Below are 13,075 nucleotides of genomic sequence, written 5' to 3'. Positions count from 1 at the left end.
CGCGTCCGTATGGAGTTTTCATGGTCTTCGATTGGCATTACGCCCTGTCGCTGCTCGCCGACGCCGATTTCTGGCAAGCCAGTTGGCGTGTCGTGTGGCTCAGCGTCCTGACGTGGAGCATCGGCATCGTGGCTGGCTTCGCTTTGGCGCTGGCAAAGCAGTCAACCTGGCAAGCCGTGCGCTGGGGCGCCGCGGCTTATATCTGGCTGTTCCGAAGCCTGCCGCTGCTGGTGCTGCTGATATTCGTCTACAACTTGCCGCAGGTCGTGCCATGGACCGGCGGATTGCTCTCGGAGCCATTCTGGGCCGGTTTGATCGCGATGACGTTGTCCGAATCGGCCTATATCGCCGAAATTCATCGCGGAGGGCTGCTCGCGGTCGGCCGTGGGCAACGCGAAGCCGGACGCGCGCTCGGCATTCCGTACCTTGGCCTGCAACGGCTCATCGTGCTGCCGCAGGCGTTTCGTGTCGCGCTGCCGTCGTTGATCAACGAGTACATCGTGATCGTCAAACTGACGTCGCTGGTCTCCGTGATCTCGCTAACGGAAATCCTTCTCGTCGGCGAACGGCTCTATACGCAGAACTTCAAAGTGCTGGAGACGATGCTCGCGGTGGCGTTCTATTACCTGATGATCGTGACGGCGTCGGGCGAAGTCCTCAAATGGGTCGAGCGGCGTCTGGACATCACCCGCCGCAAGGGCGAGCTGATCGATACGGCCGCTCTGTCGCCGGCGCATGACACGCCCCTGCCGGCGTCACGCGCGGTGTCCGGCGCGCGCGCGATCGAGGCGATCAACGTGCACAAGTCCTACGGCGCGCATCATGTGCTCAAGGGCGTGGATCTGGCCGTGCACGCGGGTGAAGTGGTGTCGATCATCGGCCCGTCGGGATCCGGCAAGACGTCGCTCATCCGCACGCTCAACGGACTCGAGACGATCGACGACGGCGAGATTCGCCTGCACGGCAAGGCGTTTCTGTGGCCGACCGCACAGGCGGGCGGTCGGGTGCCCGGCGCGGAGTTCCGCCAGCGTATTCTCGACGTGGGCATGGTGTTCCAAAGCTTCAATCTTTTTCCGCATCGCACCGTGCTGGACAACGTCACGTTGGCCCCCCGCTATCATCGTCTGTGCGATTCGGCCTCGGCGCGCCGGCGCGCCATGCAACTGCTCGACAAAGTCGGCCTGGCGCAGCACGCCGGCAAATACCCGCACCAACTCTCCGGCGGTCAGCAACAGCGCGTCGCGATTGCACGCGCACTGGCGATGTCGCCGAAGATCGTACTGTTCGACGAACCCACGTCGGCGCTCGATCCGGAGTTGGTCGGCGACGTGCTGCGAGTGATCGAAGCGCTCGCCCGGGAGGGAATGACGATGATCATTGTCACGCATGAAATCAACTTCGCCATGCGCATCTCCGATCGCATCGTCTTCATGGAGGGCGGCCAGATTGCCGTGAGCGGCACACCGGCCGAACTGGCGGCCATGGGAGCGCACAGCCGCGTCAGCACTTTCCTCAAGGATGTCCATTTTGCCCACACCTCGTAAAGCCAGCAGCAAAGCTGCCCCCCAAGCCGACGCCCAGGATGCGATGTCGGAGGCGTCGATTGCCGAGCGCATTCAGTCCGCCATTCGCGATGACATCATCGCGGGCGAACTGGTCCCGGGCACCCCGCTGATCGAAGTCGATCTGGCCACTCGATTCGGCGTGTCTCGCAATAGCCTGCGCGAGGCGTTCCGTCTGCTGTGCCGAGACGGTCTGGCCGTTCACCAACGCCATCGCGGCGTGACGGTGCGGACCCTCACGCGGGCCGACGTGCGAGACATCTTCCGGGCGCGCCGCACGCTGGAGCTATCGGCGCTCGCGCGCACCGAACCGATCGATACCGAGCGCCTCGCCGCCATGGAGCAGCGCATTGTCGCGCAAGAGGTCGCGGCAGCCGCCGATCGATGGCGAGATGTCGGCACGGCCAGCTTGCTCTTTCATCAGGATCTCGTGCGGATGCACGGAAGCGCCCTGCTCGACGACTTTTTTCGCAATCTGATGGCGCAGCTACGCCTGCTGTTCCTCTCGGCGCTCGAAGAGCGCGTGATCCAAAAACCCTGGGTGCCGAAAGACAGAGCGTTATACGAATTGCTCAAGGCAGCGCGCTTCGATGACGCCACCCGCAAGCTCACCGAGTATCTCAGCCAGTCGGAGCACGCGCTGCTCGATTATCTCTGACGAGCGCCTGCGCTTGCCCACGCATCCAACGTTTCCCCAAGGCCGGCGGACATCGCCGGCACACCCTCGACCCAACCGAACATGAAGAACTATCCATCCGCCTATCAGGGCGACGCACTCTCGATCGACAAGTCGTTCTATGCACGCATCGCCGAACGCACCGACACACGCGAACTCGTCGACAAGTTCGTGATTCCGATTCGATCCGGGCGCGCCTGGACGGTGCCCGCAGGCCATGTGTTTCGCATCGTCACCATCGAAGGCCCGCAAGTCGCCGACCTCAACATATGGAACCTGCATAACCCTCGCGAGCGCATGTGGGCCTCGCGCACACGCCAGTTGCAAGCTGCACACGTGAGTACGTACGACCGTCTCTGGTCAACGCTGCCGTATCTTCGCCCGCTCGCCACCATCACCCACGACACCCTCGCGGACTATGGCGTCGACGAACATGGCGGCCGGGTTCACGACTTGCTCGGCACCCGCTGCGACCCGTACGTCAACCGCATGCTCAGTGGTGAGGATTTCGACTTCCACTGCCACTCGAACCTCACACGCGCCGTAGCGCCGTATGGGCTGACGGAATTCGACGTCCACGACGTACTGAATGTCTTCCAGTGCACCGGTCTGAATCTGGACGACAAATACTTCATGAAGGCATGCCCGGCGAAAGTCGGAGACTTTCTCGAGTTTTTCGCGGAAATCGACTTGCTTTGCGCGGTGTCGACCTGCCCCGGCGGCGATCTTTCCGTACCGATGTGGGGCCCCGATGCGCGCGATCCGATCGACGTCTGCCGCCCGCTCGGCGTGGAGGTCTATCGACTCGCACCCGCGTTGCTCGAGGGCTGGCAATCGCCACCGCTGCCCGCCTATCGAGGCAACCATGGCATGCGTCTGGAACAGCCCGATTGGCACGCCGGTTGCGGCTGTGGGACGCCTTCGGCCGAGAAGACGTCTTCCCCTGACTGAACCGCAAGGGGGATGCGGGGCGATCGCGCGATCGCGCCTGCACCGTCAGGCAACGCTGTGGCCGGCATGGCCACAGCGTCTTCAGCGAGTCACCGCCGTTGGATAGCGCACCGTCGACGGTCTATCTGGTCCCTCAACGGCGCGCCGCACGGCTTCGCGATCGTTATTGCAACGCCGCGACGATTTCCGCCGTCGTGCGAACCCGTGAAATACGCGGCATCACCCGCGTCATGCTGAAGGCGTGCAGATCCGGCCCGAGACTCGAACATGCGTCTTCGGCGACCACAACGGCGTAGTTGTGCTGCCAGGCGTCGCGGGCGGTCGATTCGACGCCGAAATTGGTCATGACGCCGGCAAGCACGATCGTCGTAATCCCCCGGCGACGAAGTTGCAGATCGAGCTCAGTTCCGTAGAACGCACTCCACTGGCGCTTGGTGATCGTCACGTCGCATCCCACGGCCGCAACATCGGCGTTGAACGCCAGCGCCGCCTCCGGGATGCCGCCGTCGGGCAAGCTCAGCGGCAGATCGACAGGTGTCCTGAGCGCGTCGGCATAACCGTCCGAAAATGCGGCGCGCGTCAATATCACATGACCGACAGGCCCGATCGCGCGTGCCAGCGAGACGACGTTGCCGACGACGTCCTGCGCGGTCCAGGGCGCAAGCGGCATGCCCAATGTCCAGTTCTGCGGATCGATCACGATCAGGGCCGTTTGACGGGCGTCGAGTTTTAACGACATGGCATTCTCCGAGAAATGGAAAACAATTCGCGATACCCTCCCGTTACGGCTTTCTGGCCTGAACCATACTGACCCGGGCTTTCAGCGTATCGCTCATGGGAAGGGCGAGGTTCACGCCCTTGGGTTCAATCGGTTGCTCGAACCACGTTCTGTACAACTGCGCGAAGGCGCCGGACGCCATGTCGTCGGCAATCACACCATCGACGAACGACTTGAAGCGCTCATCCCCCTTGCGAAGCATGAAGGCGTACGGATAAGCGCCATTGGGCACCTTCTGTTGGCGAAACGCTTTACGCGGATTGGCCGTCGCCGTGTGTCCCGCCTCCACGATGTCATCGTCCAGCCACGCCGCCGCCCGCCCTGACTGAAGCATCAGAAATGACTCCGCATGGTCCTTCGGCTGGACGATTTTCAGATCGAGACCGCGCTCGTTACTCACGCGCGTTACCACGCTCAGCGACAACGCCCCCGCCGTGACGACGACAACTTTCCCCTTCAACTGATCGACATCGGTAATGTCAGGTTGCATGAGCCAGGTCAGTTGACTGAAGAACACGGGCAGGGAGAATCCGACCTGACGCGCCCGCTCCTCGGTGACTGACGTATTGCCGCACTCGAGATCGACCGTGCCGTTCTGAATCAGTGCCGTTCGATTCGCCGGGGTGACGGGCATGAACGTCGTGCGTAACGCGGGCATTCGCAGTTCCGTCTTGAGGCGGTCGATGACACGCTCGCATAGCGCGAGCGAAAAGCCGACGGGCTTGCCGCTTGCGCCAAGGTAGGAAAACGGCACCGACGACTCGCGATAACCCACGGTGATAATGCCGTTCGCCCGAATCTTGTCGAGCGTCGGGCTGTCCTGATCCGACGCCATCGCAGGCAGGCCGACAGCAGCGAGCGCGCCGCACAGGGCGATCGCAAGCCCGTGGCGCCGATATGAATTGACAGCAGACGTGTGTTTCATTGGGGACCTCGTGAAATGCGGTATGGCTCGGGTGAACAGCGGCTCGGACGATCAGAGGGTAGGTGGCATCACCTTGTCATAAGCGCGCTCGAACGCGTCGACGGTGCGCGCAATCGCGTCGGACCGGATACCGCCATAGGTCACGAAGCGAATCGTATCCGGCGCAGCCGTCATCGCACGCACACCCTGCTCGGCCATCGCGTTGACCATCGCGCGCGCCAGCGCCGGAGAGTCGCCGATGCGCGCCATCACAATGTTCGTGTGAACGTTTCGCAGGTTGATGTCGATGTTGGGGAACGACGCCAGGGCCGATGCCAGCGCCGTTGCTGCATCGTGATCCGCCTGAATGTCATCGAACGGAAGATTTTCGAGCGCGACCTGTCCGGCCGCAGCCAACATACCGAGCGGCCGCCATCCGCCCCCGAGCATGATGCGAAAATGCTCGGCCGCCTTGATGAAATCGCGCGTTCCGGCCAGTACCGCGCCGACCGGGGTGCCAAGGCACTTGTTCATGCTCACGGCAACCGAATCGACGGCATCGGTCAAATCGGTAACGCGGCACTTCGACGCGACCACGGCATTCCACAGCCGGGCGCCGTCGAGATGCGTTGCGACGCCGTGACGTCGGCACACGTCCACGGTGGCTCGCAGCACGTCGGGCGGCATGACCGTTCCGCCGGCACGGTTATGCGTGTTTTCGAACCAGACGAGATCGGCCTGACACGACGCGAGCGCCGCATCCAGGTCTTCCGGAACCCAGTGTCCCAGGTACGTCGGGGGATGATGCATGATGACCCCGGCGACACCGATGGTGGACGTCGACTCCTGGATACGCAAATGCGCATTCGCGTCGGCGACGACGGTCGAGCCCGCGCGGCAATTGATCATGAGCGCGACCTGATTCGCCATGGTGCACGTGGGGAAAAACAGCGCATCTTCCTTGCCGAGCACCTCTGCGGCCAACTTTTCGAAAGCCACGATCTGACGGCCTTCGCGGTGTCCCAATTGGCGCGGCAATCGAGCCGCTTCGGCCATCGCGCTGATCATGGCTTCGGTCGGGCGGGCGAGGATGTCACTTCTGAGGTCTACAATGTCCATGAGCGTTATCTGACGAAATTGCCGTGTTTGCGGATGCGGCCACGGCTTGTACAAAGTATTGATTTATTTTTCGCGTACCGATAACGGGGTTCGGCCGCACAGGACCTGTGCGGTCAGCGCAAAGATTGGCCTCTTGAGACTGGTTTCATGGATTCGACACGTCTGTTACCTCTGCTTGCGGATCTCGCAACATTTGTGTGTGTGGTCGATGCGGGCAATTTCTCCGAAGCGGCGCGTCAACTGAACACCACACCGTCGACCGTCAGTCGCCAGATCAAGCGGCTCGAAGCGGCGTTGGCGGCACGATTGCTGGAACGATCGACAAGAGAAGTCCGGCTGACCGAAGTGGGGCGCTCGGTCGTGACGTATAGCCGCACCATGCTCGAAGCCGCGATCGGGGCCGTCGACTCGGCAAGCGAGGCGTCCGCCACCCCCAAAGGTCTGGTCAGCCTGAGCGCGCCACGGGCTTACGCATACGCAAGAATTCATCCGCGCTTGCCGAAGTTTTTGTCACGCTATCCCGAGGTCGATATTCGCGTGCTGTACACGGACGACAGCCTGGATCCCTTTCGGGACGACGTCGACGTGATGATTCAGGTAACGCACACGCCGCCGGAGTCCTTATCGGCCAAGCGTGTCGACGACGTCAAATGGCACATCTTCGCGACCCCTTCGTATCTGAAAACGCGAGGCATGCCCCTGCGCCCGGAAAGCCTGGCGTCGCACGAATGTCTTTTCAACCCGGGGCATACGGCTCACGAGCAATGGACGTTCCAACGGGGCGAGGAGCGCATCACGCTGCCGGTGCGGGGACGCTACGCGTCGAATCACGCCGCGGCGCGACTCGACGCCGCCCTGCAAGGCATCGGCATCGCCGCACTCCCGGAATTTATCTCGGACGGCCCCGAGCATCAGGGTCGACTCCAGAAAGTGCTGGCCGATTGGGCGTTCGTTCCCGAAGCCTATGCCGGCCCGGTCTGGTTGCTGTTCCCCTCCAACCGCCATCTCCCCATCCGGGTGAGAGCGCTGATCGATTATCTTGCGGCCGAACTCGGCGCTACCTGACGTGACACTCGCCGGCTCCGGCGCGCCGACACACTAGAAGATGTGCGTCATGCCGACGCCGATGCCGATCGGGTCCGCGCCGGGCGCACGCGCGCTCACGCTCTGGACCAACGGCACGGCGTCGAAGTCGTACAGCCCGGCGCGATGGTTCCAGATCCGACTGATGTATGACGAGAGCGCCGTTCGCTTGCTCAGGAAAACCTCGTAGACCAGAGAAACCTGCTGCGCGCCGGTGCCGCCAACAACGCCCGGATTACAGTTGGCGGCGCCCGCCACCGCCCCGCCCGAGCATTGCAGGGCATGGGCATACGCGTAGGTGGCGATGACTTCCTGATTGCCAAACGCTTTTGCGAGGCTCGCGGTAGCGGCGGAGCGGGTGATTCGCCCAGGCGACGAAGCGGCCTTTTTCCCGTAGGTCCCCTCCGATCCGGCATAGTCGATCCCCAACGCGAGCTTGAACGTGCTGGTGAAGGCGTAGCGCATCACCACGCGATTGTCCCAGTCAGTGCTTTGCCCCTGTGCCAGTTTGTCCTGATTCGCTCGCGACTCGTGGGCGAACTCGACATACAACGGGCCGTCGCCGTAACTGCCGGCGAGAGAATAAACCCCCGTACGGACCCCAAGCCCTCCATCGTCGGCTTGTGTTCTCGAGTACAGGAAATGTCCGACGAGGCCATCCGATCCCTTGGAGGTGGCGTACAGCACCGCATTTGCGACCCGGCTCGAGAAGTCCAGCGACGTGCCGTTGAGCGTCGTCATCAACGTGGTCGGCGTTGCGACGGGCAATTGGTCGCCGATAAATTTGAAGATACTCGACGTGTTGCCCAGTGGCGTGCTCAGATAACCGAGCTTGATCACGCCGAAGTCGTCCGACTGAAAGCCGACAAAGGTATCGCGCCCGGAGAATGCGCCACTGCTGCTCGTGTTGGTGCCAGTGCCCACGTTGAACGTGTTCTCCAGTTGAAACAGCACCTGCCAGCCCCGACCGAGGTCCTCCGCCCCGCGCAACCCCCAATACGATCCCGTGCTGGCGAAACTGGTCAGCGACGGCGCGTTGCCGCCCCGAGGGGTACCCGACGCGCTCAAGTAGGAGATGGCGGGGTTGAACAGTCCGTAAAGCTGGAGCACGTCACCCCGCACATTGAATCCGTCGCCGGGAATGACGCCCAGCAGCGGATTGAAGTCAGCGGTTTCCGCCTGAGCAAACGTAGCCCCGGCCGATGCTTCCTGTGCCGACGGCGCAAGCGGTTCGGCCGAAGCCACTCGCTGCGTCAGGCCCACACCCGCAACGATCAGAATCAACAATAAGCGATGTTTCAACTGCCCCTCCTCCTGGCGCCACTGGATAGGCGCCCCCAACTGCCGGCATTTCCCCTGGAACGCAAACGCGACGCCTCGTTCGGCGCGCGCCGGTGGGGAAACGGTCTCTTTTTATCGTTTGGGTCGATCCCGTCGAAAGTTGCATGACGATCGCCCGATAGGAAAACGTTTTCCGGCAATTTAGGCGATCGCAAAACACCTTGTCAAATGATTTCTTCAGCGTCATGACACCGACATGCCACGCCAACGTAGCGAGAACCGGATTGACACTCAGCGGTGCACAAAAATGAGGAATTTCAACGGAGAAATGCCAAAAAATACCGAATGACGTTCGCCAAAACGCGAAGGCGAATGGCAGAGTTCTGAAAGATTTGGTGATCGTCTCTGTGCAACACAATCCCATCTGGGGGTTTACTTTTCCATCGCGATTACCTAGGATTTTGGAAAACGTTTTCCTTTGGTAATGAAAAAGTACCCTTCCACCATTCGCGATGTCGCTGTCGAAGCCAATGTTTCGCCTGGCACTGTGTCGAAGTTCGTCAACGGCACGCAGCGCTTCAGCTCGGAAGTGGAAAACCGGTTGCGGGAGACCATCGATCGACTGGGCTACCGACCGAATGTGGTCGCGCGCTCGGTGGCGACGGGTAAAACGAGGACGATCGGCGTGGCGATCCTCGACATTCACAACCCCCACTTCACCGGCATCGTCAAAGGCGCGAATCGGGTCGCGCTTCAGCACGATTACTCGCTGCTGTTCGTCGCCACCGGCGAGAGCCAGAAGAACGAGCGACAGTTGCTCGAAATGCTCTCGCGTCGTGTCGATGGCCTGATCGTCAGTTCTCGAATGCCGGATGACGCACTGGAATGGATGCGGCAATCACCAAAACCGTCGGTCTGTTTCGGCAAATTACCCGACACGAGCGTGCCGAGCGTCGGCGCAGAAGGCTATCGCGCCGCATACCTCATCGCCCAGCATTTGGTCGGGCTCGCGCACAAGCGCATCGCTTTCCTCGGTTTTCCGGGGGCGCGCTGGAACGCCGAGCGCATCCGGGGCATTCACGATTGTCTCGCCTCCCATGGCAAATCGCTGTCCGTGTTCGACGTGGAGCAGCCGTCGGCGCATGGCGGCGAGCGCGCCTGCTCGCGCATCATGCTCGTGGCCGAACGCCCCGATGCCGTCATTTGCTACAACGACCTCATCGCCATCGGATTCATGAAGGAAGCGCAGGCGCTGGGATTCCAGCTTCCCAAGGATATTTCCGTCGTGGGCATGGATAACATCCCCTTTGGCGAGTATGTGCATCCGGCGCTCACAACGGTCGACATGCAAAGCGAGCGCATGGGGGAAGTCGCGATGTTCAAGATGCTCGACTGTCTGGCCGGGCACACCGACAAAGGGTTTGCGATGCTTCAACCGGAACTGGTTTTGCGAGCGTCGACGATGCGAAGAAATTGAGTGACACGCCGGAATCTTCGTCGATCCTGGCCGATTGCATCCCGATCACGTGTTGCATAGATGTTCATGGCTCAGCGCAACCGGGCTTTTCACGGGGAAACGCCCGCTGCGATGTGCCTTACTGAAGGAGAGTCCGACGTTGGAATCGCAGTTGCCCGATGAGACCTGCAAAAGCGGGCCCGAAACAAGGTTGCTGCCCCACCCTAGTGATTTCATCGCCTCACCTGACACCGTATGCCCGACCTTGCGTCCATGGCGCATGGTCCTTCGTATTTCGTCCAGGCATTTGCCGGAGCCCATTTCATGCTGACCCGTATCACCCCATTGCTTTCGCGTCTTCAGCGCCCGCCCCGTCAGTCGGCGCCACGCACGCCGCGCGCCGCCGCGCTCGCAGTGTTCTCCTGCGCAATGGCGCTAAGCGCCACATCATTCGCCAGCACGCTCGACTGTCCCGCACCGCCGCCGGGCACGCCGGACATTCGGGCCAACGGCTATTACACGGATGCCGCACACTCCAAGATCGATCCCCAACTAAAGGCGCAGAACGAAGCGGCCGTCAAACCGCTCGATACTTTTGCCACGAAGCTGGCGGACATGACGGATGCGCTCATCCGCGACCACAACAGAGCATCGGCCGACTGTGCATTGTCGTGGCTCGACGACTGGGCGCGCAGCGATGCCATGCTCGGCCAGATGGTTCACGTGAACAACGATCAGTCCGACTACATGCGCCAGTGGACGCATGGCGCCGCCGCGCTGGCTTACCTGAAGACCAAATCGTTCGCCAGCGAGAGTCAGCGCCATGCCATCGAATCCTGGCTGAAGAAGTTGTCGGCGGCGAATCTCGCGTACTGGGACGATCCCAGGCATAAGCGAAACAACCACTATTACTGGACGGGCGTCGGCATCATGGCGACCGCCGTCGCCACGCACGACCGGACGCTGCTCGACACGGCACGCAGCATCTATCGCAAGGGCATCGACGATATTCAGCCGGACGGCAGCCTGCCGATGGAGATGGCGCGCAAGCGACGGGCGCTGCATTACCACGACTATGCGACGGCGCCGCTGGTCCTGATGGCGGAACTCGCTCGTCTTGACGGTAGCGACTGGTACTCGTACCGGGATTGGGCCATCGAGCGCCTGGCGGCCCGCGTAGCCGCCGGCTACGAGAATCCGTCCTGGTTCAACGAGCAAGCCGGTGCGAAACAGGAGAAAGCCGAACCGCACGGATCGAGCGGATGGGTGGAGTTCTATCGACTGCGCTCCCCGCATCCGGCACTATTCGAAGCGATGCATCGGGCCGGGCCGTTTATCGATCCGCGAATGGGGGGCAATCTGACGCTCATGGCAAAGGACGGCATCGTCCCCGCGCGCTGAGATACCCGCTCCGGTGCCCCGATACCCTGGCTCAGGCTGGGGCGCCGACCCCGGTACGACATGGGGCGGTCAACGCTTGCCAACTCACTCTATCGATGGGATTGACCGACATGACGCCTGTTTCCGACCTGAACGACATTCTCAAATCTCTCGAACCCGAACTCAACGACGGCGAGTATGCCTACGTTGTGGTGCCGCACGCCTTTGATTTCGCGCACCTCACGCCGTTGGCGACCTTTCGGGAGCGCGAAGGCACGACGCTCGTGATTGATGCGGCCAGTGCCCGCAACGCGTCTCTGGAGATCGTCTTCCTGTGCGCCTGGATCACGCTGACGGTGAATTCCGACCTCGAGGCCGTCGGTCTGACGGCGACGTTTGCGCACGCCCTAGCGGCGGCAGGCGTCAGTTGCAACGTTATCGCGGGTGTCTACCACGATCATATTTTCGTTCCCGTGGATCAGGGCCCGCAAGCGATGCGCGTGCTGCAAGCCATCCAGTCACAAGCCGTGCGCGGCAGCGAGGCCTGATCGAGAGATCGCTTCCTTTGACGAATTTCACCTTTCAACGTCTGACTCAACCTCTGACTTCTCGTTGCATCGAAAAAACCAACATGAACAACTCGCCACTTTCTCCGAAGATCGACAAACTGATCCAATCGCTCGCCAGTCGTGGAAAAACGACCATGACCATCGCGTGTATCACGCTTGCGGCGACGACCGCCAGCGCTCCCGCATTCGCCGACGACACCACCTGCGCGGCAATACCGCCGGCCAACCCGGACGTGACGGCGGTGGGGTACTACACCGATCCGCAGCAGTCGATCATCGACCCGGTGCTGTATGAAGAGAACAAGGAAGACATTGCGCCGCTCACGACTTTTACGGACTGTCTGGCAAGAATGTCTGACCACTATCTGAACAATCCCGCAGATACTGCGGACGCCAATAGCATTCTGTCGTGGCTGGACAATTGGGCATCGAACGGCGCCATGCTCGGCAAGATGGTGCACATCAACAACCATCAGGCGGACTTCATGCGGCAGTGGACACACGGCACGGCCGCCATCGCCTATCTCAAGACCCGCCCTCTCGCGACCGCCGACCAGCGCCAGCGTATCGAGGGATGGCTCAAGACGCTGTCGGCCGACACGCTTCAGTACTGGCAAGACCCGAACAACGAACGCAACAACCACTTTTATTGGACTGGGGTTGGCGTGATGGCGACGGCATTGGCGACGAACGACGCCAATCTGCTGGCAGCGGCGCAAGCGATCTACCGCGAGGGGATCGACGACATTCAGTCGAATGGCTCGCTGCCGTTCGAGTTGAGGCGCGGCCGGCTGGCGCTGCACTACACGTCGTTCGCCGCCGCGCCGCTGGTGCTCATGGCTGAGATGGCGCACGAGTGGGGCTACGACTGGTACTCGTATCATGTGGGCTCGCTCGAGAGTCTGACGCAACTCATCGCAAGCGGATACCGCGACTCCAGTTGGTTCGACGCAGCCGCCGGAACGCCGCAAACGGACAAGACCCCGACGACGTTCAGCGGATGGGTGGAGTTCTATCGGCAGCACTCGACGAATCCGGCAGCATTCGATGCCATGCACAACGGCGGCCCGTACATCGATACCTGGATGGGCGGCAATCTGACGATGATGGCGCAACGCGGCATCGCGCCGGGTAGCAGTCCTGCCGGCGCTCAAGCGGCCGCTCGGTGACACCACCGCTTGCTTGAGTCGTGGCGGGGTGGCGGTCTCCGGGGTGGCGAACTCGTTTCCCGGCCGTCACCCCGCCACGTAACCGAATCCGGCACGCCGCCACGGCGTTGCCCCCCTGCCGATTCGCGCTGGTCGCGGTGGAACGGA

The 13,075-nt window shown here is 61.9% G+C and carries 12 protein-coding genes; 8 read left to right on the top strand and 4 right to left on the bottom strand.

Annotated features, from left to right (window positions below; all coding sequences use genetic code 11):
- Positions 1-20 precede the first annotated feature (20 nt).
- The 3 genes from PAN31108_RS27025 (at position 21) to PAN31108_RS15805 (ending at position 3,189) form a co-directional block, all read left to right on the top strand.
- A complete protein-coding gene (locus tag PAN31108_RS27025; protein WP_150669770.1) occupies positions 21-1,544 on the top strand; it encodes an amino acid ABC transporter permease/ATP-binding protein in 1,524 nt (507 codons plus the stop codon).
- Positions 1,528-2,220, top strand: coding sequence for a GntR family transcriptional regulator (locus PAN31108_RS15810; RefSeq protein WP_246183991.1), 693 nt, complete (start codon positions 1,528-1,530; stop codon positions 2,218-2,220). Before PAN31108_RS27025 ends, PAN31108_RS15810 begins: the two co-directional genes overlap by 17 nt.
- Before the next feature lie 81 nt (positions 2,221-2,301).
- The gene (locus PAN31108_RS15805; protein ID WP_150669769.1) at positions 2,302-3,189 is read left to right on the top strand and encodes an urea carboxylase-associated family protein; all 888 of its coding nucleotides are present in this window, start codon (positions 2,302-2,304) and stop codon (positions 3,187-3,189) included.
- Between the two features lie 163 nt (positions 3,190-3,352).
- Here the strand turns inward: PAN31108_RS15805 and PAN31108_RS15800 are convergent, their stop codons facing one another.
- Genes PAN31108_RS15800 through PAN31108_RS15790 form a run of 3 tightly spaced genes read right to left on the bottom strand, consistent with a single transcriptional unit; the run spans position 3,353 to position 5,990 of the window.
- Entirely contained in the window at positions 3,353-3,928 is a 576-nt protein-coding gene (locus PAN31108_RS15800) for a hydrolase (protein ID WP_150669768.1), read from the bottom strand.
- Positions 3,929-3,971: 43 nt separating this feature from the next.
- Positions 3,972-4,892 (bottom strand): amino acid ABC transporter substrate-binding protein, encoded by a 921-nt coding sequence (locus tag PAN31108_RS15795; protein ID WP_150669767.1) that lies wholly within the window; start codon positions 4,890-4,892, stop codon positions 3,972-3,974.
- A gap of 51 nt (positions 4,893-4,943) precedes the next feature.
- On the bottom strand, positions 4,944-5,990 hold the full coding sequence (locus PAN31108_RS15790) for a threonine aldolase family protein (protein ID WP_150669766.1): 1,047 nt from the start codon (positions 5,988-5,990) through the stop codon (positions 4,944-4,946).
- Positions 5,991-6,137: 147 nt separating this feature from the next.
- On the opposite strand from PAN31108_RS15790, the gene PAN31108_RS15785 reads away from it, so the two are divergent.
- On the top strand, positions 6,138-7,055 hold the full coding sequence (locus PAN31108_RS15785) for a LysR family transcriptional regulator (protein ID WP_150669765.1): 918 nt from the start codon (positions 6,138-6,140) through the stop codon (positions 7,053-7,055).
- 33 nt (positions 7,056-7,088) lie between these two features.
- Here PAN31108_RS15785 and PAN31108_RS15780 read toward each other — a convergent pair whose 3' ends face one another.
- Positions 7,089-8,375, bottom strand: coding sequence for a porin (locus tag PAN31108_RS15780; protein ID WP_150669764.1), 1,287 nt, complete (start codon positions 8,373-8,375; stop codon positions 7,089-7,091).
- A gap of 463 nt (positions 8,376-8,838) precedes the next feature.
- Here PAN31108_RS15780 and PAN31108_RS15775 point away from each other — a divergent pair, with 463 nt between their 5' ends.
- The 4 genes from PAN31108_RS15775 to PAN31108_RS15760 all read left to right on the top strand — a co-directional run bounded on the left by PAN31108_RS15775 (position 8,839) and on the right by PAN31108_RS15760 (position 12,928).
- Complete coding sequence (locus PAN31108_RS15775) at positions 8,839-9,831, top strand: LacI family DNA-binding transcriptional regulator (protein ID WP_150669763.1); 993 nt, start codon at positions 8,839-8,841, stop codon at positions 9,829-9,831.
- A 303-nt stretch (positions 9,832-10,134) separates the two neighbouring features.
- Positions 10,135-11,211 carry a mannuronate-specific alginate lyase gene (locus PAN31108_RS15770; RefSeq protein ID WP_246183990.1) on the top strand — a complete coding sequence of 359 codons (1,077 nt, stop codon included), beginning with the start codon at positions 10,135-10,137 and terminating at the stop codon, positions 11,209-11,211.
- 110 nt (positions 11,212-11,321) lie between these two features.
- Entirely contained in the window at positions 11,322-11,738 is a 417-nt protein-coding gene (locus tag PAN31108_RS15765; RefSeq protein WP_150669866.1) for an ACT domain-containing protein, read from the top strand.
- An 83-nt stretch (positions 11,739-11,821) separates the two neighbouring features.
- Positions 11,822-12,928, top strand: coding sequence for an alginate lyase family protein (locus PAN31108_RS15760; RefSeq protein WP_150669762.1), 1,107 nt, complete (start codon positions 11,822-11,824; stop codon positions 12,926-12,928).
- Positions 12,929-13,075: the final 147 nt, after the last annotated feature.

Source organism: Pandoraea anhela, from assembly GCF_902459655.1.
GTDB lineage: Bacteria > Pseudomonadota > Gammaproteobacteria > Burkholderiales > Burkholderiaceae > Pandoraea > Pandoraea anhela.
This window is presented reverse-complemented; position numbering and strand designations above follow the sequence as displayed.

Excerpts from the sequence above, each read along its gene's own strand:
- PAN31108_RS15775 (WP_150669763.1), top strand. The coding sequence starts at position 8,839 with ATGAAAAAGTACCCTTCCACCATTCGCGATGTCGCTGTCGAAGCCAAT.
- PAN31108_RS15795 (WP_150669767.1), bottom strand. The coding sequence starts at position 4,892 with ATGAAACACACGTCTGCTGTCAATTCATATCGGCGCCACGGGCTTGCG.
- PAN31108_RS15760 (WP_150669762.1), top strand. The coding sequence starts at position 11,822 with ATGAACAACTCGCCACTTTCTCCGAAGATCGACAAACTGATCCAATCG.
- PAN31108_RS15765 (WP_150669866.1), top strand. The coding sequence starts at position 11,322 with ATGACGCCTGTTTCCGACCTGAACGACATTCTCAAATCTCTCGAACCC.
- PAN31108_RS15805 (WP_150669769.1), top strand. The coding sequence starts at position 2,302 with ATGAAGAACTATCCATCCGCCTATCAGGGCGACGCACTCTCGATCGAC.
- PAN31108_RS15785 (WP_150669765.1), top strand. The coding sequence starts at position 6,138 with ATGGATTCGACACGTCTGTTACCTCTGCTTGCGGATCTCGCAACATTT.
- PAN31108_RS15800 (WP_150669768.1), bottom strand. The coding sequence starts at position 3,928 with ATGTCGTTAAAACTCGACGCCCGTCAAACGGCCCTGATCGTGATCGAT.
- PAN31108_RS27025 (WP_150669770.1), top strand. The coding sequence starts at position 21 with ATGGTCTTCGATTGGCATTACGCCCTGTCGCTGCTCGCCGACGCCGAT.
- PAN31108_RS15770 (WP_246183990.1), top strand. The coding sequence starts at position 10,135 with ATGCTGACCCGTATCACCCCATTGCTTTCGCGTCTTCAGCGCCCGCCC.
- PAN31108_RS15790 (WP_150669766.1), bottom strand. The coding sequence starts at position 5,990 with ATGGACATTGTAGACCTCAGAAGTGACATCCTCGCCCGCCCGACCGAA.